Origin of the sequence: Oscillatoria sp. FACHB-1407 (genome assembly GCF_014697545.1) — a bacterium.
GTDB lineage: Bacteria > Cyanobacteriota > Cyanobacteriia > Elainellales > Elainellaceae > FACHB-1407.
On the sequence record NZ_JACJSA010000001.1, the window covers coordinates 12,592 to 33,131 of the forward strand.

Here is a 20,540-nt window from a genome sequence, read left to right on the forward strand (position 1 = left end):
TGTCATTCATCCTTGAAATGGGTCTGGCTATTCTCGAACCAACTGCTTGCCACGGGCCTGAAGAATGAGCCGTACCGGACGCAGCAGATAATACAGCAGGGGCGGAAAGGTTGATCGAGGGTACATCTGCCAATCCAGCGTAGTAGGAGTCATCGCGATACGACTGAAGTAACGAGCTTTATCCAGCCATCGCTCCCGAATTTTTAGATGAAATTGAGTAGCTCTAAAAGGTTGCTGAGATGCATGATTGGCAAACAAAGCGGTAGCCGTTTCCTCCGCCAGGGCGGGTAGAACTGTATCAGCCGCGATCGCCTCCTGAATCATGGGCGGGAGGGACGTTCCCAGCAACATCTGTGCCAACAACAACCCCAACAACACAAGCCGTTGCCCGCCCAGTTGCTTGGCCCGATTCATCAGGAATGGCCAATCTAACTCTGGATGAGTGTGAATCAACGCCGCAATGTCACAGACACGAGCAAGCTTGTCCCAGCAATCTTTGCTACCATGCCCGCACAACAACAGCAACGAGTTTTCGGTGGATAGCTTAGTGACCTCTTCTCCCAAAATTGACACCGTTTCCAGGTTTTGCCAGAGAGCAGGTGAGTCTATGGAAAATGCAAAATGCTTGGGCATGACACGCCAATGGAGTTCGACTACGGTCTGGCTTGATTGACGCACAAAAGGATATGCACATTCACGAATAAACCGATGAATCTGGGGCGATCGCACAAATAGTTCATATTGTGAGTCGGTCAGAGTTGCCCGTTCAATTTTCATGCGATCGCCCATCGTCATGAACCAATCCCTCGCCCGAACTAAGTCAACTTCTGGCACCAAAATATCTAGATCACTAAACTGTCGTCGTGCCAGATCTCCATAGGCTGAAACTGCCATTTCGGGTCCCTTAAATGGCAACGCTAAAATACCTTGTTGCCGCAGTTCATTCAAAAGGGTCAACAGTTCGCGGGTTCGCATCAAATTGCGAATTCCGTTTGCTCGAAACTGCTGTTTCAACGGAAGCAGGATTTTGGCAGGAACGCGATCAGCGCAATAACGACTAATGTTTTCGTAAACTAACGGCATCACACTATGACGTTCTGCCAGTTGAGTCAAATGTGACCAATCAATTACTTGGGACGATTGAAGAATCGCGTGAAGCATCTCTACTGCTGATGCTTCTAAATGGGGACGTGACAGAAGTAACAACAGCCTGATTTCCGGTGCAACGCTACTAACAAACAGATTTGCAGAACAATTGAGGGGTGTATAAGAAGCCTTTCTGTTCACCATGGTGTAGCAAAATGCCTGTACAACGTTGAGATTGATTGTTGATGAAACTAAACACAAGAATATAGATTCGGCTCTATCCTTTTGCCAGGTTCTTCCTTGCGTAACTCTACATTCAATCCTATAAATGAATATCTCTATCGTATGTAGTATCCAGTGAGGAAAAGATAAACTAACGGATTAGCATTATGAATGCTGTGTGATTTTTTATATCCAGCGTGTTCACAAATCGTGTTTACAGACAGGTTGTGAACAAGAGATGTGTAACTCTAAAAATTGAATTGGTATGACCCTTCAGCCTCAGTCCTCAGTCCTCAGCACTCAGTCCTCAGCACTTTTCTATAACTGCGGTTTCAACTACCAAACTCCTTATCCCGAATTCACATTATCCATTAGGATTTCTGGAAACCGTTTTGCTGAACTCGCTGTCTGTATTTATTTCTTAACTGTACAAAAATAAAGAAGAAGTCCTTACTCCAACGTAAGCTCTTTCAAAAAAACGAGTCTCCCTATACTCTAGAAATCGTTTACACCTCTCATGACGATAGGAACCGAGCAAATGGCATTGCTAAACGGAAGAATTGCACTGGTGACAGGGGCAAACGGTGGCATTGGGCAATATTACATCCAGGGATTGCAAGCGGCTGGAGTCAGTCGCATTTATGCAGGGGCACGCAATCCCGACAGTTTGCAGGCGATCGCAGCTACTGACCCCAATCGCATCATTCCCATTGCCCTCGACATCACCGATGATGCCTCTGTTCAAGCGGCAGCAGAGACATATCGAGATGTGGATTTGCTGATTAACAATGCGGGAGTCGGGTTTAATCAGCGGCTCATCCCAGGGATTAGCTTTGACAAAATACGCTCAGAGATTGAGGTCAATTATTTGGGTACGGTGCGCATGTGTCTTGCTTTTGCTCCTGTGCTCAAAGCTAATGGAGGTGGGGCGATCGTCAATATGTTGACTATTTTGGCAAAGGTTAATTTCCCCCTTAATGCCTCTTACAGTGCTTCTAAAGCGGCTGCACTTTTAGCCACTCAAGGGATTCGGGCTGAGTTAGCTTCGCAGGGAACGCTCGTCGTTGGAGTCATGCCAGGGACAGTGAATACAGGCATGAGTAAGGATTTTCCACCACCCAAGGTTGACCCAGAAGAAGTGGTGCGGGTGGCATTGCAAGCGGTTGTGGATGGCGTAGAAGATGTTTATCCCGGTGAGCAAGCACAGGAGATGCAAGCCCAACTCCTCCAGGATCCAAAAGCCCTTGAAAAAGCCATGGCAGCCATTCTGGCGGGTTGAGTTAATGGTAGGCTTAGGAACGGTAGTTGTATGAAGGACGGGTCGTGCGAAAACTTTATTTCCTGCTTCCGGGGACAGGCAGTCGGTTTGCCTGCGGTGGATTGTGGGCAGAGTTAAAGACCTTTGAGTTAGCTCGGCAGATCTGTCCCGCAGAGGTTGTTACCTATCGTCAGCGCGAAGCCAACACGCTCTTTTTGGATGACGTATTGCAAACCCAATCCCTGGATGATGTCATTTTTGTCATTAGTTGGGGGTTTGATGTACCCAAACTCGCTGCTCGTCTAGCCCGCCACTGTGTGGTCTATCACGCTCATAGCGCAGAGTATGGGTTCAAGTTGCCTTCCCGTGTTCCTATCATTACCGTGAGCCGCAGCACAATGGGTTATTGGGGACAGCGATCGCCCCATTCGCTGATCTACTACTTGCCCAACCACATCTCTGAAAACTTCCGCAATCTGCATCAACCACGTGATATCGACGTGGTAGTGCAGGCTCGCAAGTCGTCGAGTTACCTGCTAAAAGAGTTAATTCCCGCCTTAAAACAACACAGCCAGGTTTATGTCGTGGAGTCCTTTATTGATGATCTGGCAGGGCTATTTAACCGAACCAGGGTTTATCTTTATGACTCTTCTGAATATTGGGCGTTGCAAGGGGTAACTGAGGGGTTTGGGCTGCAACCGTTAGAGGCGATCGCCTGTGGATGTCGGGTGTTTTCCAGTGTCAACCATGGGCTGTCGGACTATCTCGATCCAGGGTTTAATGGCGAAAAGATTGCTGGATATTCCAAAGAATACGATGTCCAACGCATTCTCAAAGCGTTGCAAAGCCCACAACCCGTTGAGCCGGATGAGTGGCTGAAAGAATATCGTGCAGCAAACATTACTCAACGTCTGACAGTGATCTTAGGAGCGATTAATGAGTTCTTCGACTACCGCTCTCAGGGACTCGCCCCCATTCAAGACTTAACATCTACACGGTTGTTAAAGCTCCAGGTTGAACAGTGGATAAATAAGGTTCAACGCAAATTAAAATCGCGTCGTTAACTGCATACCTCGGAAAGACTCATAAATACGTAGCAACAGAAGTCGTTAAAGGACATCCCCCATGAAGTTGCTGCAAACTGGATTAATGCTCGGTATGGTGCTGGTTACGGCGATCGCCTCTCCCATCAGTGCATCTGCGACTCGTGCCCCAAAGCCTGTTCAAAACATTTTGCCCCTTCCATCGCAGTCTACTCAGACTAACTCTGATTTAGCGATTCAAGATGCGATCGCACAGGGGGTAACCGCACTCGATGCAGGTGAATATAACGATGCGCTGGTTGCCTTTGATCGTGTGATCCAACTCGATCGCAGCAATGCCATGGGCTGGATGGGACGGGGTTATGCCCTGAATGGTTTGGGAGATTTTAGCGAAGCGATGGCGGCATTTCAGCAAGCGGTGCGCTTTGATCGCACGTTGTATGGAGCCTGGGTCGGTTTGGGCATTGCGACCGATGAAAATGGTAATCCAGAACAAGCATTAGCCGCTTATGAGCAAGCGATTCAAATCGATGCCACTCGCTTTCGTGTCTGGTATCACCAGGGGGTAACATTGCTGCGCCTGCAACGTTATGAGCAATCGCTGAATTCATTTAATCAGGCATTACGAATTGAGCCAGAGCATGAGTATTCCTGGTATCAGCGCGGCTTTGTGTTGGGAGAATTGCAACGCTATCCAGAAGCACTGGCTTCGTTTGAACGAGCGATCGCCATTAACCCTGAGAATGCCTGGTCGTGGTATTACAAAGGATTGGCGTTAGCAATTACCAATCGCCCTGAAGAGGCAATCGACGCTGTGAAGCAAGCCTTGAGACTCGCCCCTGATTTTGAAGAAGCCCGCACCCTGTTGAACGAATTGCAGGCGATCGCCACCAACCAGCAACCGCTATCCCAGTTAAATTAATCTGAACTTGGGACAGGGGTTTTGGTGGTTAAACCCGCCGTGATCGCAGCGAAATATAGCATTCTTCTGCACAACCAGAGCAGGGCGTGTTTTAGCAGTGGTTAAATCAGAATTTGGAAAAAGGATAAGAACAACATCACCTCGTCTGAAGGTTAGTTTTGGCTGTATCGTAGTCGTCATAGATACTCATTTCTGGGCTATTCCAACCATCTGCGAAAGTTATCAGACTGGCTCGCAACACCTCAGCCTCAGCTTGATTAATACTTTGAGAAGCTAAATCAATTGGCTGTCCAACAATAGGTGAGGGTGAATCTTCAGGACTGAGCCAAGATCCAATTGAACTCATAGGGCGATTACTCCGTAGGGGGAACTGCTTCGCACCGCGCACAACCACTTCTCTTTAATCACATCTGGAAAGGCAAGGGGCGATCATCTTCCGTCCTTTAAAACACGTTTAGTCTTCTCTGCCTTCACACAAATTTATAATCTACGTTCTATTAAACGTCTTGTCATATCTTCAACTACGTTCTCATTTAAAGTGAAACCGTCAAATACCTCAAACAAGGGTTGTACAGCTTGGTTTACGTACTGCGGCAAGGATGATAGAGGAGTGTCAAGTGGTAAATTCACAAAGGTAGTAACTTCATCTTGATAAGCAAAATAATGTTGGGGAATCCATCGACGAGGATTAGCCCACGCACTGAGTTTCCGTCCTTTTAATCTAGTCCATTTGAAGGCAAAAGCAAGGCTAGTTTTCTCGATTAAGCAACCCATAGCTTTTGCAAAAGCTAAGCCAACTGCAATCGCTTCAGCAACTCGAATAATAGTTAGACCAAAGTCTAAAGCTGTTAGTTTCTGAGGTGAGCTGTCGCTCACCTTAACATCATCCTCAAGCAGTCTTCTTACAAAGAATTTTCCTCTTGGGTCAAGTCTAGTGAAATCTCTTAATCCATAAGAGAGTAATGCTTCCCAAACTCCATTAATTACATAAGGACGATCTTTTTCACCAATATGGCGGCTATCCCGCCATATTGGCCAACCTGTGTAATCAGGATTACTAGAATTTAACAAATTAAGAAACTCCTGATTAGTTGAATGGTGTGGCACTTCGCCTATCAAAATGAGTCCTACTTCCCAAGCTCCATGTTCTGGCAAAGTAACTTTTCGATCTTCTAAAGCCTGTTGATAACGAGACTCACTTTCTTGAAGGTATTCTGTTAGTAAATCCTCAGTAGATATTTTTGGTTTAGAGTTTTCAATGAGTACAGCAGTTAAATTGTTTAATTGTTCTAAACTTATTCCACTAAGATGTCGTCGTATAAATCGACCAATATCTGCTTCACGATTATCAAAACAAACTTCCATGAGCCTATCCCAATCTTTTGGTTTTGCCTGTGTTGTGCTGGGTACATTGTTAGAGGACAGCGAACGTACATAGACTGTATCAGCACGAATCAGAAATTTTTCATTACACGAAAAATCTGATTTTGCAGCTACAGGAGTTTTAACACCTGTAGGTATAATGATTACTGGAAAATCTTGTTCATCTCGCCGTGGAAACTCTACAGCTACTTCAAACTGCTCAGAAGAATACTTAGTGATCATCCCCTGAATTTTATCAATGTGAAATATTTCTCTCACATTGCATGGGGCATCATTAAAAATTGGCTCTAAAGTATTGTTATCGAACCCAATTATCATATATCCACCACCATAATTACGCATCGCGAGAGCGGTTTTAACAATTTTTGCGATACCATCAGGTTGGTCAGGATCAATCCATGCTTTTAGTTCAACAGCAAGGCTTTCTTGAGGTTGTTGAATCAGTTCTTGTATTCTTGCGAAATCGACTTCCATAGCTTGAAGTAGTTGGTTGCATTACGTTGGTTTAAAGACAAAGGTTTTAGCTTCTATAAGCACTTCAAATCTAAACTAGTTTACTTACTTGACGCTTTTCAACGTTTTTCAGTATTCACATTTTACAAAGAAAAAACTCAAACAGAGAATTTGTTCAAATTCTCTCTCCTCAATTGGTTGATAACTAACTAGCAAATAATCCGAGGAGTACGACGCAGGAACCCAGGGTTGTGTAGACGGCTCTACAAAACCAGTTCAGGGTGTCGCTGGGGCGTTGGCGAAGCATGGGTTGTGTGAGGTAATAGGCGATCGCCGCGACAGCAATTCCCAATAGCGATAAGGCACTACTTAACAACAATGCAGTTGACCCAGACGCAATAACAATCAGCGGCACAAACATCAATAACCAGCTTTCGCAGACGTAAGCCACTACTCGCAGCAGATTTGTTTTGTGCCAATAGTTTAGGGGCGACAAGCCAGCAATACAGATCACTGTGAGGTTAGCGGCAAAAGCAAGCGTGTAGGGATAGATCAACTCTGGGTGATTGGTTAGCCGATAGAGTGCCAACCAGAGCAGCCCTCCTGCGGCTACACTTAGCACTGCGTAAACGTTGTGAACCCGCTCCCATTGACGGGTTGGGGTAAAGTCAGTCTGAGTGCTGGGGTCAGCGGGAAGCCAGATCATCACCTGCCGTTCCAGGGGAGTGAGGGGGGTTTTGTGTTGGTCAACCCACAGAATCAGAAATGGGTAGCTAATGAGTAGAATCAATGGTGCCATCAGCCATTGCCATCCGCCCAGTGACCAACTCAGATAGCCAATGAAAGCCGTTCCCAGCAAGGCACTGTCATTGAGTGTGGTGCGGCGTCGCCAGACCAATACAAACGTAACCAGTACTGCGGTCACCACAAAGCGAATCAGCAGGGCAGTGACATCCATTTCTAAATGGGTTTTGAGCAGAATGAACCCACCCAACGGAATGAAGAGATTGTCTAACCCACTCCAGGCGATCGCCTCCAGCAGCATCACCAACAACCCCAAAATCATCGCAATCAGCAGGGTTTCTGCCCGTCCCGTTGGAGTGGCTAATAGCAACGGCACATGCACACTAAAAAACGCCAGCATGAAAAAAGTAATTGACCCTTCCGCACTTTTTTGTCCATCCGTTGCGGCATAGCGCAATTTGCCGTAGTGCACTCCCACGACTGCTGCGACCGCATCTGCCAGCGTGAGAATCAACATGGGAATGCAGAACAACAGTGGATCGCCATCCGATAATGCAAACAGCAACGCCACCGAAATCGGGAAGTAAATTTCACCGAGCGATCGCCGTTTAACACCCCCCAACACATTTCCCAATGTGCTTTTCAGAGGGGAATAGGAGCGCAATATCGACAACCAGGCGATCGCCAATCCCGCCAGGATAAACACGGGCAATGGCTGATCAAACAACCAGGGAAACGTTAGCGTCATCAACCCCATCGGGATATGCAACCCCTTACGAATGAACTCCGGATGCGGTGAAAACCGATGTTGCACCACTCGCAGCCCAACCATTAGCCCTAACAAAAAGGCAAGCACCAGAGCCATGTTGAGCCAGGGATTTGACATAAGAAAGAAAGGATAAAGGATGAAGGATAAAGGATAAAAAAGAAGAAAGAAAAAAGCAGAAAAGAAGGATAAAAGACTTGCTGTCAGTGTTAGTCGAATTATCTCGCCTATAACTCTAGCGTGGACTAATGGTGCGAAGTGCCAAAGCACACTAGAGGAGGGTTTCAGTTCACTAGAGTGGACTTTGTGGGTTAGCCCGTCATTAATGCGTAGGCGAGTGGAAACTGGGACAGACACGCTTTAATTTATAATCCCGTTTCACCCTTTAGTGTTTATCCTTGCCCATCCAGTCTTATCCTTTAGCGTTTATTCTTTATCCTTTCTTTCATATCACTTCCTCCACAACAAACGCACTGTAAAAGAAGGCTTTGTCTTGAGCATACAGAGCTTGAGCCAGATCGGTGAGGGGTTGGAGTTGATCTGCCATACTGTCGGGGCGCGATCGCGGTGCGAGCATGTTCCAGTAGGCAAGGCGAGCCTGGGGACGACTGGCGTTGATGAGACGTTGCAGGAGTTGGTGGTAGTTGGCAGGCGAAAGGTATTCAAAGATGTCGCTGAGGTTGTAGCGATCGATCGCGTTCTCGCCAATGTCGCTTAAAAAATCCTCTACAGAACTGCATCGCCACTCTAAACGATCGAGGTTGGCGCGAATGGCGTCAAAGTTTTCAGGGTGCAGCGCATAGGGCAGTGCGGTGGTGTGTCGTCCGGTGAGAATCCATTGCAGATAGGGGTTCTCAGCAGGGTTCAGTTCCGTCAGGGCATAGCGGGTTCGCTGCAAAATGCGATCGGCGACGTTGCCTTCAACGTATTTGAAGAAACTGGGGTCACGTCCGGCACGACCCATGACAAAGCGAGAAAAAAAGATGCGAAAGAGCGATCGCCACTGCCAGGTATCCCACTCGCGTTGGTAGAATTCTCGTCGTCGAGTTAAGCTACCCCCACTGAGTAACTGCTCCACTCGCTGCCGATTGTGTACCAGCGGCAATACCCACCGACGAAACAGTTGAAAGTACCGTTCAAACTTGCCTGCATGACCAATACCGCGATCGATTTCAGCCGAATGACTGTCCCAGAAATAACGTGCATCGGGGGAAAGTTGCGATCGGCAACGCCGATACAGATCTTGGCGATCGCGTCCATCACCAGAACCAATCAACACTAACAACTCGGTGTGGCTTAACTCCCGATAAGCTGCAATGCGCAGTTCCAGACACGCCAGTTGCGCCGGACTCAGATCAAGGGCAATCACCCGTTGTGGGCTGCGGCTGAGTAGAGCCAGGGTGTTGTCTCCAGCAGAGGCGATCGACAGACACACATGATGCGGTTGAATGTCGAGAGCCTGCACCAGAATGTCAGCATCTTCCCAGCACTGGGCATAGCGGATCTGCTCAAACGTGGCGCGATCGGCAATTTCACTGCCCATGGGATGCCTCAACCGATTTGGCTTCCAGGGGAATAGGCTCCAGTGAGGGTGTCTCCACAGGCTGAAACTCTGTAGGATTGGTCGTTTCAACCGTTGCTTCAGGGGTTGGGTCAATTGGCGAATGAACGACCTCCAGACGACGCACCATGCCTGTACTGCCGTCCATCTCAACCCAGTCACCATCCTTTAGCCATTGCATTACACCTGCCAGAGAGACGATCGCCGGAATGCCCATCTCCCGTGCCACGATCGCCGCATGTGAAAGCAAACTACCCCGCTCGACCAACAACCCTGCGGCAGCAGGAAACAGCATGATCCAACCGGGGTCAGTGCGCTCGGCAACGAGAATGCTGCCTTTTCGCAATTCCGCCGTTCTGGGGTCGGTGATCACCTGCACTTGAGCACGGACAATACCGGGGCAGCAACCCATTCCCTGAAGGCTCACCGTATCAGCAGCAGTCGTTGCAAGGGTTGAGTGACTGGAGGATAACTGCAAGATGAAGGGGTGAACTGTTCCGCGAGTCTGGAAGCGATCGGGCGGTGCCGATTGGCGGCGATATCGTTCAAACTCGGCTTGCCGAACGGCGACTAATCCTTTCAAGTCAGTACAAGTCGTAGTGCCGTCGATGAACCCTAACACTTCCTCGACATTGAGATAGAAAACGTCTTGAGGCGAGGTGAGTTGATCTAGCGCATAGAAGCGTCGTCCCAACTCCAGAAACAGGCGACGCACCCGACCAAACAGCCGAGTCCGCTCAAATCGCAGGTTTTCGCGATCGCGCACACGGGCACGAGCATTGCTCAAAACCCAGTTAAACAGCCATCGTTTAAGAGGATTCTTTTGCAGGGCTTGGGCAACGATCAGTTCGGCTTGTTCGCGCAGAGGGGTGTGGGGAATAGGAGAGACGTGATTAACTGCGTCTGTACTGGCAGATGGGGAAGTGGCGAGGTTGCCGATCGACCGCAAGAGCAAGAGGGGGTTGTCGTGAAGGGTTTGGCTTTCGAGTTTGAGTTCCTCCAGGCAGCGATCGCCAAACTTCGCCAGATACGCCTCATACTGCTGATGAAAGGCAGGCACTGTGGGGATGTGTTGCAGGATTTGTGGCAGTGACCCGGTTCGCAACAGGTCTACAAAAACTGGATCGTTGCTGATAGTTTCTGCCATTTGGCGCACTCGTTCGGCGGGTTCTGCGCTGATCATGCCGCCTTCACTGCTAATCAGGTCATTCTGCAACGTTCCAGCGGTATCGTTACACCAGGCGATCGCCAGTTTTCGCAATACGCCATAAAAAATCATGGCAAAAAAGTCGTTGATCAAGGGCGCATCCCAGCGCGTTAGCAGTTGCCGCTCCAGCATGTGATAGTATGCCGCCAACTCATCGGGACGCATCGTTTCCAACTGGCTCTGGGGTAAGCTAAGGGCGCGATCGAGCCGTTGATAAAAGCGACGAATCTGTCGAGGTAGCGTGATCAGGTTGCGGAGCAGTCCCACGATGCTGTTGACCAGGCGCAAGCTATCGCGCAATTTGTCCGTCAGTGTTGCAGCGGTCAACGTGGTTAAGACATCGGCGGGCAACTCTTCCCGCACCCCCATCATCTGCTCCATAAAGCGGCGATTGACGGTGAATCCGGGGAGCAACGCCAGTACTCGATACCAACTCAACAGATTGTAGTAAATCCGTCCCTGAATCAGCCCCAACATGCGACGAAAGGTGATGTCATGATCGGCGATCGCCCCTTTTGACACGCCCATGATCCGGCAAAACTGCCGATAAACCTCTTCGTAGGCTCGACGGGCAAAGGAAAAGGTCAACGGCGTGGTGACACCGCCATAGCTCTCGACGATGTTGCTGTTGTCCCATAGGGTGAGTGCGCCATCCGGGTCAGCAATCTTGACCAGGTTCGTGATCGGTCGTGCTTGAAGTAAATACAACTCTCCCTGTTCGATCGCCCACTCAATATCTTGAGGACGCTCAAACCGTTGCTCTACATCCCGTACCAGACGAGCGATCACCTGCACCTGCTCATCCGTCAGAGTTGGTTCTTCTACCAGTTCATCGGCTATGGGAACAGGGGCGACCGTAACCGAGCCATCTTGCTCAATCAGCCGATGAGCAACGGTTTTGCGGGCGAGATAGCGGTGAATCACCTGTCCCCGGCGATCGACCTGAAAGGTATCGGCATCTACATCGCCGGATACCAGGGCTGTGCCCAAACCATACACCGCTGAAATCACTGCCACTCCTCGCTGCCCGGTAACCGGATTGGCACTAAACGCGACACCTGCCACATCTGCGTTGACCATGCGCTGAATCAACACTGCTGGCGGTGAGGGCAGAGAGGTGAGTTGGTTTTCCTGTCGATACGCTAAAAGGCGATCGCCAAATCCCGATCGCCACACATCTGCCACTCGTGCCGCTACCTGATCCAGGGGTACGCCCAAGAAGCTCTCCAACTGCCCTGCAAAGGAGTGGGTCGCTCCATCCTCATCCACAGCAGACGATCGCACCGCGACTCGTTCCCCGTTGGGACAAAGCGTTTGTAGAGCTTTCATTAACTCAGCTTGAGCAGTCTCACTCAGGCGCAAGTTCCGCAGAGCCTGATCAAGATCACCGGATTGCAGTTGCTCCCGTTGTTGTGGGGTGAGGCTGTGTTCAAATGCCTGAGGTGAGAGTACAAACCAGGCGGGCACTGGGAAATTATACTGAACGAGGGTTGTTAGGGCGTTGGCTTTGCCACCCAGTTGCCCCAAAGTGGCATTAGATTGGGTCGCATTCATAATGCATGTCATGGGAAAAATCCTTTGCAATTCACCGATGGGCGAGCACATTGCTCACCCCATTTGACGAGTTTGAATCAACGAGCGATGCGAAGCAGTTTCCCTGTTGGGGTATTTGTCGTTTCATAGCTTGCTATTGCTCGTAACATTCCCTAAACATTTCGCAGTATCAACGGCAGTAAACCCAAACTTAAATACACCACGAGTGACCAGACTCCTGAAACCTGCTCGACCCACTTTGCTGATTGAGTGGTTGGGCGCACCATAAAACGCCACGCCACAAACACAGCTATGGTTAATAACAACAGCATCAACAGGATAACCGGAATTGTAAAGCGAACATGCATCGCCGCAATCACCGTAGACAGGGTGAGCAACCAGAGAATGCCAAGCCAAATCATGACAGCTTTCTGGCGACCCCAGAGGGCAGTGTAAGTTTCGACCCCTTTTTCTTCGTCTTTGGGGGCACGAATCTTCCGCCCGATTTCTAACATAATTCCACCCAAGAAGCTGACTACCAGAAACCAGAGCACACCGGGCGGGGCAAACCAACTGCCGTTGATCCAATCACAGGCAGTGGCATACAGCGCAATCAACGGCATGATCACCATGTGGCTGATCAGGTAAATGGGGGGGTGGGATTTAAGCCAGCCTGGTACAAAAAACTCATAGGTCATCAACGTCATGTAGCCCCACACCAGTGCCAGCATTAGGACTAATCGAGGGTCAACCGCGATCGTTAACCCCAGTTGAATGGCAGCAGCAGCGATCGCCAATCGTCCCAGTTCTTTCAGAGTGACCAATCCACGAGGCACCGGGCGGTAGGGGCGATAGCGAAAGTCATCTTCATAATCTTTAAACTCGTCCGCAATACGGAGTTGCAAAAAAAATAAAAAAACCACTAGAAAAGCAATCACCCCTGAGCCAACTGTTTGCCAGAGTGAAAACCCTTCCAGTTCCCATATGGGTCTTGAGCGTTGTGCCAACAATGGATCAAAGATTCGCTCTCGCAACAACACTGAATAACAAACAGCTGAGAGACTAAAGATTGCAATCAGTAGACCATTTTTGATAACTGGAAATCGTTCCTGCTGATACACCCACCATCGATTAAGCATGGCTTGCATAGTCGCCCTCGTCACCTTGTTCTGATAGTCGTTCGTGACCTGATACTTGTCCGTGATCTGATATTTTTCCGCGTGCCAACCGTTGATGGGCACGGGTAAATTCCCCCGAACACAACGCCCCAATGATAGATAACTCTCCGGCTAAGAGGAGCGATGCGCACACCTCAGCAAAGGCTCTGGCGTTGCCTGTACCTGCCAATCCCAAAATCTCTAGACATGCCTGCTGACTGGGAAGCCCCGTCCCTCCACCTACCGTCCCCACGATTAAATTGGGGAGGGTGACTGCGGCATAGAGTTCATCAGCAGGTGTAACCTCAAATCGAGTCACCCCAACAGCGGATTCAGCGACACAGGCTGCATCTTGACCACAGGCAATGTAGAGAGCAGCCAACCCGTTTGCGTAGTGACCCTGAACGCCAATCGTGCCTGTTAGAGTGCCCCCGATCGCTGACATGCGCCAATACTCGACCATTTGAGCCGGAGTCGCATGGAGGCGTTTTTGCAATACCGTTGTCGGAATGGTGACCTCTGCGGTCACTTTTTTTCCTCGCACCGAGAGAAAGGATTGAGCACTGGCTTTTTTGTCGCCAGACAGGTTTGCCTCTACAAACCAATGTTGGGGTTGGATGGGAGAATGTTCCCGAATGTAGTCACAAATCGCCTGGGTAGCGATCGTTACCATGTTTTGTCCGGCAGCATCCCCTGTGTTGAATTGGAAGTCGAGGTAAACGTGGTTTCCCTCAACTGTAATCCGCATATCCGTCAGCTTGCCATAACGGGTAGTAGACTCAGCCGCATATTTAAACGCTTCCTGTTGGGCGATCGCCCACAACATAAACTTGCCCACCTCCGTCACCGTGCGAAAGGCAAATCCCGGTGCTCGACTCACCCCTTCATTCATCAGTAGAGCCGTGCATCCGCCCACCTCCGTCAGCAGTTGTGCCCCCCGGTTATAGGAAGCAACCAGAGCCGCCTCAGTCGTCGCTAACGGTACGTAATAACTGCCTTGAGCAAACAAGCCATTGACCTGAAGGGGTCCGGCAATCCCCACCGGAATTTTCACCGTCCCAATAAAATTTTCGATGTTGCGGCGATAGCACTCTGCCTGCACCAATGTCTGCGGATCTAATACAGCGGATTGAGTGTCAGGAGCCGCATTCAACACCTGCCAACGCCGAGCGATCGCCTCTGGAGTGAGACGCGACCCTCCGGGCATTCTAGCGGGGGATGGGGTCAATTTGGGTTGTAGTCGATCTTCGAGTTCTTGAACCGTGTGCGATCGCAGCAACTGTTCTAGATAGGTGCTGACATGGCGATAGTGGGTTGACATGAACCGAGCTTCCTTTTGCCCACGGGTTACAAAATAGACAGTGGGAGATATGTCAACTGTAGGCTTGATTTACTTTAGCTAGCGAGAACCTGTGACAGCCGATCAAGCTGGAACACAGATTCAAAGTGTAACAAAGCATTCAATCGCGATTGTACAGGAAAGCTTGGCACATATCTTAGGGTCAGAAGGGTTTAGAGAGACGCGATTAATCGCGTCTCTCTAAACCCTTATCCATCTACCAAAAGCGATCGCGTCAAAATACTCATCACCTCACCCGGAGTTGCCGCAGGTAATAACGGACTCCACTCGCCCACTTCGGCAAACCCCAACCGATACAGTGTGTGGATTGTACCTGTGACCCCTCTACGCGAGCCAATCACCAGAATCCGCAGTGATTCGCGGTTGGGCAGATCTTGTTCGGTAAGAGAACCTAACCCTGGATTGGGGTTGGAGTTGGGAGTGGGAGTAAAACTAGCCGTGCAACCGATCGAAAAATAGCTATGCATGGAGTTAATCTGTTATCAGTTATTTTGACAGATTACCTGTTAGCATGTATTTTGTAAATAGAGTGATTTGGTTTTGAGGTTATGACCGTAGCCACCTTGAATGGGGTGGAGGCAAGCCAGGAAGCTCCTCCAAAATCAGTGTTTGAGCCGTTGCCTTTGTCCTAAGCTTTCTAACCAAAGCCATACATCCAAATCTGTTTAATGAACCGTAGGGACTGTAGGCATGGGTTTTGCTCTTAAACCTCGCTAAATCCAGGGGTTATCTGCTAAACCCACCCATACAATGTCGCGATCCTTCATCCGACTTGAGGTTAGGTTTTGGGCGGAATATCAGTCTGTCCGTATTTGAAACCTGCTTGTTCGGCAACCATTGTGAGGTATTTGGAGGTTGATAGCCGGGGATCATACACGCTAGTTTCCCAATCACTGACGGTTTGTTGCCGTACCCCCAGTTTTTGGGCAAATTCCACCTGCGACAGCCCCATGTGTCGCCGCAACGCTTTAATCAACTCCGCATTCCACAACACCGTGTCGCCAACCCGTTGTATCGCGTATTCTGTCGAAGGTTTACGAAAGGTGACACTTTCATGGGCAACATCGATCGCCTCGACCAAGTAACCCGCCATCATCCAGGCAGATGCCTGCAATGCGCCTTTGGTGCGATTGCTCCACCAGGCTTTTTGACGACGCGCCGAGGTGGGCAATTCATCGCCAATGATGGTTTCAATCTCAGTAAAGGTGAGGGTTATCTCAGGGCGATCGCTCCGACGCAAATAGTTCAATAGCGGCTCGTACTTATTGCCACCCTTCATACGGTTCTTTTAACGAATGGACAGTTCAAAAAAGTGTCACTTCAGGAGTATCGAATTTTTGACCTAATGCAGTATTGTATTAAATGTGAGGAGTGATTCAACGAAAAAGCCCTTGGAGTCGAAACACGGTCAGACGCCCAAGGGCTTTTTTTAATGGCTTTAAGGGTATTGGTCAAGGGTTAATAGTCAAGGGTCAAGGGTTAATAGTCAGTGGTCAAGGGTCAATCGCAGTGAGTTGACCGCCATGATCAACCGACGCGATAAAGCGTGCTTCGTCCTTTCATCCTTCCGCCCTGATCGGCTATCCTTCTCTTCTTTTCTCTCGTCCTTCCTAATCCACCGCTCCAATTCGATGAGGTGGCCAAAACCGCACCATGGCTCGACCAATCATCCGTTCACGCGGGACATAGCCCCAAAAGTGGCTGTCATAGCTGTTGTTTCGGTTGTCACCTAACACGAGATAGGAGTCAGGCGGCACCACCTCTGGACCCCATTGATATTCTGGAGGGGCAGCGATGTAGTTCTCTTGCAAAGGTTCATCGTTGATGTAAACTCGACCGTCTCTGACCTCGACTGTCTCACCGGGTAGACCAATCACCCGTTTAATCAGGTCATCCCGCAGGTTTTGCTCTAACAACACGTCGGGGGGTGAGAACATGGCGATGTCGCCCCGCTTGGGTGGAGAGAAGCGATAGCTGATTTTATCAATCAAGACGCGATCGTTGATGTGGATCGTCGGCTCCATCGACCCGGTGGGAACGTAACGGGGTTCCGCAACGGCTGTCCGGACTCCCAATGCCAAAAACAAGCTCAGTCCAATGGTTTTCAGACTTTCAATCCAAAATTTAGATGAATCCGTAGGTTGGGTTGGTTTCGACATGGAGAGCAAGGGTTGAGGCAGAGTAAGACGTTCGCTAAAGCCCAATCTACACCATGTCACCCCGGTTGTGCATGAAATCGGTTGAGGGTTGGGGAAACAAGCTCTCTAAAGCCGCAGGATAAATCGAGCCGCATTCAGGTAAATCAACACACCCAACACGTCTACAGCCGTTGTGATGAAGGGGGCAGACATCAAAGCCGGATCAAACCCAATGGTTTGAAACAAAAAAGGCAGAGTTGAGCCAGCGATCGATGCCAGGATTGAGATCGCAATCAGACTAATGCCAACGGCGATCGCCACCGCTAGATCCCCTTGCAAAAAGTACGCCCAGACCAACACCACCACACCCAACATCAAGCCCAAAAAGGCTCCGGCGATCGCCTCTCGTCGAATCACCTTAAACGCTCCCGTTCGCTGCAACTCATCGGTATTTAACCCACGAATGACCACTGTAGAAGACTGCGCCCCGACATTGCCCCCGGTGCCAATTAGCAGGGGAATGAATGCCGTTAGGGCTACAACCTCTTGCAACACATCCTGCTGACTACGAATCACAGCACTGGTAGCAGTATTGGTTATCAGTAGGACAAATAACCAGACCACCCGCCGACGGGCAACGGTTAGCAGATTGGTCTGGAAGTAACTGTCTTCCCCAGCCTGCACGCCTCCCAGAGTGTAGATGTCTTTCGTGGTTTCCTCTTCCAGAATGTCAATTACATCATCGACCGTGACGATCCCCACCAATCGGTCTTCCGTATCCACCACGGGCACAGCCAAAAAATCATATCGCTGAATCAACCGCGCTACTTCTTCCTGATCGGTATCGGTGTAGACCGACACCACATCGCGCACCATGATTTCGCCGATACGCTGGTCGGGTTGGGCAATCACCAACGCTCGTAGTGAGAGAATCCCAGTCAGTTGGCGACCAGAGTCAGTGACGTAAAGGTAGTAGATCGTCTCGCTCACATCGGCTAAGCGACGAATGCGATCGAGTGCCTGAGCCACCGTCAAGTCTTCCTTCAAGGAAATATACTTCGGGGTCATAATCCGCCCCGCTGTGCCCGACTCATACCCCAACAACAAAGCCGTGGCGTTTCGTTCCTCAGGGCTTAATTGCTCTAGCAGACGAATGACGACTTTAGCGGGTAGCTCGTCAAACAACCGTGCGCGATCGTCAGGGGACATTTTATCCACAACGTCCAACACGTCCTGCCGCTTGAATTCTTCAATTAACGACTGCTGAACCGTGGAATCCAGGTATTCATAGACCTCGATCGCCTCTGCTTTAGAGAGTAGACGAAAGGCAATGACCTGCATCGACTCAGGCAACGCCTCAATCGCATCGGCAATATCGGCAGGCTGCACAGGCACCAATAACGCCTTTGCCCCTTGCAAGTTGTTTTGCTCTAACAACAACTGCAACTGCGATCGCACGAGTTGTATTAACTCACGACGTGAAAAGCCCTGAGTTGCAAGCGTTGAATGGTCGTCTTCTGAGAATGCCAATGGGGTGAATTGAAATAGGGTTTGATTTTAGTCTAGAGGGGATTTGACATCACAGAATACCTCAAAGGCATCGTTTTAGCCTATTTCCCCAATCTGGCTAGACTGGCTCCCAGGAGCACCGCCCCAATCCCCAAGACAGCACTGCCCACCCAATAGAAAAGGGCAAGGGTAGACGTCCGTTCTCGCCATAATGTCACCGCATCCAACCCATAGGTCGAGAACGTGGTGTAAGCCCCTAAAAATCCGGTCGTCACCATCAGCCGCACCTCCGGCGACACGGTAGGGATGCGTTCTAGAAACAGGGTCGTCAGGAACCCCATCGCCAAACACCCACTGACGTTGATAAAGAATGTGCCATAGGGGAATCCGTTCCCTAACACCTTTGCACACCACAACGTCAGGTAATAACGACTTAATGCACCTGCGATCGCCCCTAAACTAATGGCGATCGGGGTGCGAATCAGAGGATCTTGCAGCACGGCTCACCTTAATAACAGTACACTTTCATCGTCTCCTAAAACGAAACCAAACCCGATCGGCAACTTTTTGACGCAGATTATTGATGCAGATTAAAGAGTTGATCCGATTGCAAACAAGTTTTAGATGGATTGACGAAACGACCATCCATAGGCTTTATAACTATCTATAGCCATCCCAACTGGGATATAAACGGGGTGCAGGGGTGAACCTCTGGCTAAGGACGAAGCCTCCACACCCCCCTTCACAAGCACATTGAATGGTGTGATTGCTCTATGAAACAGATTATGCCTGCGGCGATCGCCTTCCTATCCTTACCCATCTTCCTGGCTAGCCCGGTCTACGCTCAGGAAGTGAATCAAGAGTTGTACGAACTCTGTTCTCGGTTTCCCTTTAATTCTCGCTGTGAGGGGGTCAGTGTTCCCATTCCTTTAGAGCGACGTTCTGGCACACGCATCATCTGCTCACTGGAGTTGAACAGCCCTGCCGAATCAGAGCAATGTCGGTTGGCGATCGCGGATAATAATTTGACGCTCTACATAGAAGTGGGAGATCGGATCTCCTTATTAGACAATCAACGCGCCACCGAGGAGATCACCATTCCACTCAGCAACATCTTTGCGCTTGATCTCCGAATCTGGGACAGAAGAGCAGATGCCAATAGCCTGTTATTTGGCGGTTCACTTTACGTCCAGCAGCCTCAGGACTATTCAGATGTAGAACGCACCTTCAACCCATCGACTGATAACGATGAACGATCTGGATTTGGGAGCCAAGATTTTGCTGAAATTGAAATCAGTTATCGGATGCCAGACGTCGCCGCATCTGAGAACCAGAGTAATGTACTCAGCATTGCAGCCAGTGAAGAATTTGGCTTCTTCTTGAGAGAACAAATCACACCCAATCTGGCTTCCCCCGCAAGCGGCGTGTTGTTGGGAGAGCCAGAGGCGATTAGCTCCGCAACAGCCGCGGGTACCGCCTCCAACACTGCAACACTCACGCAACAACTACTAGACACAAACCGTTGCATTCGCTGTGACTTGAGAGGCGCAGATTTAAGGGGAGCCGATTTAGAAGATGCGAATTTAGAAGGAGCGAACCTGGAGGGGGCAAATTTAACGGAAGCGAACCTCGAAGGAAGCTATCTGGTCGGTGCAAACTTAAGTGGGGCTACTCTCGCCGAAGCAGACCTGAGTCAAGCCTGGTTGGCATTGGCGTCTTTAACAAGCGCAAATTTACAAGAATCCAACCTGCAAGGGGCGAGTTTGCAATCCGCTAACTTACAGAGTGCGAATTTAAGCAAGGCTCAACTCGAAGGGGCAAGGCTCTATCAAGCCAATCTCCAAGAAGCAACTTTAACCGATGCTGGCTTAGGCGATGTGACAACGGCTCGCAACTTCATTCCGTTTGTAGGGATACAACGCTACAGATTTTATACCAGCCTGCGAGGAGCCAACCTCAGCGGGACTAATTTGCAGAATGCGGATTTAGAGGATGTTGATGTCACCGATGCAAACCTGAGCGGTGCCAACTTGAGTGGGGTCAGCCTGGAAGAAGTAGACCTATCGAACACGATTCTCTGTGGGGCAACTCTGCCGGATGGTTCAACCTCAACTCAGGGATGTCCATAAATAGAGCGGGTAGTCCTAATTTAACGTCAGTTTGGTTTAAGAGCCCGGCGAATGAATTCGCGGCTACTA

Annotated in this window: 17 protein-coding genes; 4 read left to right on the forward strand and 13 right to left on the reverse strand. The window is 49.6% G+C overall.

Annotated elements, in window-relative coordinates:
- Positions 1-27 precede the first annotated feature (27 nt).
- Complete coding sequence (locus tag H6G89_RS00065) at positions 28-1,161, reverse strand: nucleotidyltransferase domain-containing protein (RefSeq protein WP_190502942.1); 1,134 nt, start codon at positions 1,159-1,161, stop codon at positions 28-30.
- Between the two features lie 685 nt (positions 1,162-1,846).
- Between H6G89_RS00065 and H6G89_RS00070 the strand changes: the two genes are divergently transcribed.
- From H6G89_RS00070 to H6G89_RS00080, 3 genes are all read left to right on the forward strand, one after another.
- Entirely contained in the window at positions 1,847-2,587 is a 741-nt protein-coding gene (locus H6G89_RS00070) for an SDR family NAD(P)-dependent oxidoreductase (RefSeq protein WP_190502944.1), read from the forward strand.
- A gap of 44 nt (positions 2,588-2,631) precedes the next feature.
- A complete protein-coding gene (locus tag H6G89_RS00075; RefSeq protein WP_190502946.1) occupies positions 2,632-3,630 on the forward strand; it encodes a glycosyltransferase in 999 nt (332 codons plus the stop codon).
- 61 nt (positions 3,631-3,691) lie between these two features.
- On the forward strand, positions 3,692-4,531 hold the full coding sequence (locus tag H6G89_RS00080) for a tetratricopeptide repeat protein (RefSeq protein WP_190502948.1): 840 nt from the start codon (positions 3,692-3,694) through the stop codon (positions 4,529-4,531).
- Positions 4,532-4,667: 136 nt separating this feature from the next.
- Here H6G89_RS00080 and H6G89_RS00085 read toward each other — a convergent pair whose 3' ends face one another.
- The 12 genes from H6G89_RS00085 to crcB form a co-directional block, all read right to left on the reverse strand.
- Positions 4,668-4,877 (reverse strand): hypothetical protein, encoded by a 210-nt coding sequence (locus tag H6G89_RS00085; RefSeq protein ID WP_190502950.1) that lies wholly within the window; start codon positions 4,875-4,877, stop codon positions 4,668-4,670.
- Between the two features lie 134 nt (positions 4,878-5,011).
- Positions 5,012-6,388: an AlbA family DNA-binding domain-containing protein gene (locus H6G89_RS00090; protein WP_190502952.1), complete on the reverse strand. Its 1,377-nt coding sequence runs from the start codon at positions 6,386-6,388 to the stop codon at positions 5,012-5,014.
- 184 nt (positions 6,389-6,572) lie between these two features.
- Entirely contained in the window at positions 6,573-7,997 is a 1,425-nt protein-coding gene (locus tag H6G89_RS00095) for a hypothetical protein (RefSeq protein ID WP_190502954.1), read from the reverse strand.
- Between the two features lie 325 nt (positions 7,998-8,322).
- The gene (locus H6G89_RS00100; RefSeq protein WP_190502956.1) at positions 8,323-9,420 is read right to left on the reverse strand and encodes a DUF3419 family protein; all 1,098 of its coding nucleotides are present in this window, start codon (positions 9,418-9,420) and stop codon (positions 8,323-8,325) included.
- Positions 9,410-12,199, reverse strand: a complete 2,790-nt coding sequence (locus tag H6G89_RS00105; protein WP_242059763.1) for a PEP/pyruvate-binding domain-containing protein — start codon at positions 12,197-12,199, stop codon at positions 9,410-9,412. The genes H6G89_RS00100 and H6G89_RS00105 overlap by 11 nt, the downstream gene beginning before the upstream one ends.
- 152 nt (positions 12,200-12,351) lie before the next feature.
- Positions 12,352-13,326 carry a UbiA family prenyltransferase gene (locus H6G89_RS00110; RefSeq protein WP_242059764.1) on the reverse strand — a complete coding sequence of 325 codons (975 nt, stop codon included), beginning with the start codon at positions 13,324-13,326 and terminating at the stop codon, positions 12,352-12,354.
- Positions 13,310-14,656, reverse strand: coding sequence for a hydroxymethylglutaryl-CoA reductase (locus H6G89_RS00115; protein WP_190502961.1), 1,347 nt, complete (start codon positions 14,654-14,656; stop codon positions 13,310-13,312). The genes H6G89_RS00110 and H6G89_RS00115 overlap by 17 nt, the downstream gene beginning before the upstream one ends.
- 227 nt (positions 14,657-14,883) lie before the next feature.
- Positions 14,884-15,162, reverse strand: coding sequence for a hypothetical protein (locus H6G89_RS00120; RefSeq protein WP_190502963.1), 279 nt, complete (start codon positions 15,160-15,162; stop codon positions 14,884-14,886).
- A gap of 311 nt (positions 15,163-15,473) precedes the next feature.
- On the reverse strand, positions 15,474-15,974 hold the full coding sequence (locus tag H6G89_RS36085) for a helix-turn-helix domain-containing protein (protein WP_190502965.1): 501 nt from the start codon (positions 15,972-15,974) through the stop codon (positions 15,474-15,476).
- A 331-nt stretch (positions 15,975-16,305) separates the two neighbouring features.
- A complete protein-coding gene (gene lepB, locus H6G89_RS00130; RefSeq protein WP_190502967.1) occupies positions 16,306-16,854 on the reverse strand; it encodes a signal peptidase I in 549 nt (182 codons plus the stop codon).
- A 105-nt stretch (positions 16,855-16,959) separates the two neighbouring features.
- Entirely contained in the window at positions 16,960-18,363 is a 1,404-nt protein-coding gene (gene mgtE, locus H6G89_RS00135; RefSeq protein ID WP_190502969.1) for a magnesium transporter, read from the reverse strand.
- A gap of 80 nt (positions 18,364-18,443) precedes the next feature.
- Positions 18,444-18,842: a fluoride efflux transporter CrcB gene (gene crcB / locus H6G89_RS00140; protein WP_190502971.1), complete on the reverse strand. Its 399-nt coding sequence runs from the start codon at positions 18,840-18,842 to the stop codon at positions 18,444-18,446.
- 273 nt (positions 18,843-19,115) lie between these two features.
- Here crcB and H6G89_RS00145 point away from each other — a divergent pair, with 273 nt between their 5' ends.
- Positions 19,116-20,471: a pentapeptide repeat-containing protein gene (locus H6G89_RS00145; protein ID WP_190502973.1), complete on the forward strand. Its 1,356-nt coding sequence runs from the start codon at positions 19,116-19,118 to the stop codon at positions 20,469-20,471.
- The last annotated feature ends 69 nt before the right edge of the window (positions 20,472-20,540 follow it).

What these genes read in the sequence shown, in the direction of transcription:
- H6G89_RS00065 (WP_190502942.1), bottom strand. Translation starts at nt 1,161, where the DNA reads ATGCTTCACGCGATTCTTCAATCGTCCCAAGTAATTGATTGGTCACAT.
- H6G89_RS00070 (WP_190502944.1), top strand. Translation starts at nt 1,847, where the DNA reads ATGGCATTGCTAAACGGAAGAATTGCACTGGTGACAGGGGCAAACGGT.
- H6G89_RS00080 (WP_190502948.1), top strand. Translation starts at nt 3,692, where the DNA reads ATGAAGTTGCTGCAAACTGGATTAATGCTCGGTATGGTGCTGGTTACG.
- H6G89_RS00085 (WP_190502950.1), bottom strand. Translation starts at nt 4,877, where the DNA reads ATGAGTTCAATTGGATCTTGGCTCAGTCCTGAAGATTCACCCTCACCT.
- H6G89_RS00090 (WP_190502952.1), bottom strand. Translation starts at nt 6,388, where the DNA reads ATGGAAGTCGATTTCGCAAGAATACAAGAACTGATTCAACAACCTCAA.
- H6G89_RS00095 (WP_190502954.1), bottom strand. Translation starts at nt 7,997, where the DNA reads ATGTCAAATCCCTGGCTCAACATGGCTCTGGTGCTTGCCTTTTTGTTA.
- H6G89_RS00100 (WP_190502956.1), bottom strand. Translation starts at nt 9,420, where the DNA reads ATGGGCAGTGAAATTGCCGATCGCGCCACGTTTGAGCAGATCCGCTAT.
- H6G89_RS00105 (WP_242059763.1), bottom strand. Translation starts at nt 12,199, where the DNA reads ATGAATGCGACCCAATCTAATGCCACTTTGGGGCAACTGGGTGGCAAA.
- H6G89_RS00110 (WP_242059764.1), bottom strand. Translation starts at nt 13,326, where the DNA reads ATGCAAGCCATGCTTAATCGATGGTGGGTGTATCAGCAGGAACGATTT.
- H6G89_RS00115 (WP_190502961.1), bottom strand. Translation starts at nt 14,656, where the DNA reads ATGTCAACCCACTATCGCCATGTCAGCACCTATCTAGAACAGTTGCTG.
- H6G89_RS00120 (WP_190502963.1), bottom strand. Translation starts at nt 15,162, where the DNA reads ATGCATAGCTATTTTTCGATCGGTTGCACGGCTAGTTTTACTCCCACT.
- H6G89_RS36085 (WP_190502965.1), bottom strand. Translation starts at nt 15,974, where the DNA reads ATGAAGGGTGGCAATAAGTACGAGCCGCTATTGAACTATTTGCGTCGG.
- lepB (WP_190502967.1), bottom strand. Translation starts at nt 16,854, where the DNA reads ATGTCGAAACCAACCCAACCTACGGATTCATCTAAATTTTGGATTGAA.
- H6G89_RS00145 (WP_190502973.1), top strand. Translation starts at nt 19,116, where the DNA reads ATGAAACAGATTATGCCTGCGGCGATCGCCTTCCTATCCTTACCCATC.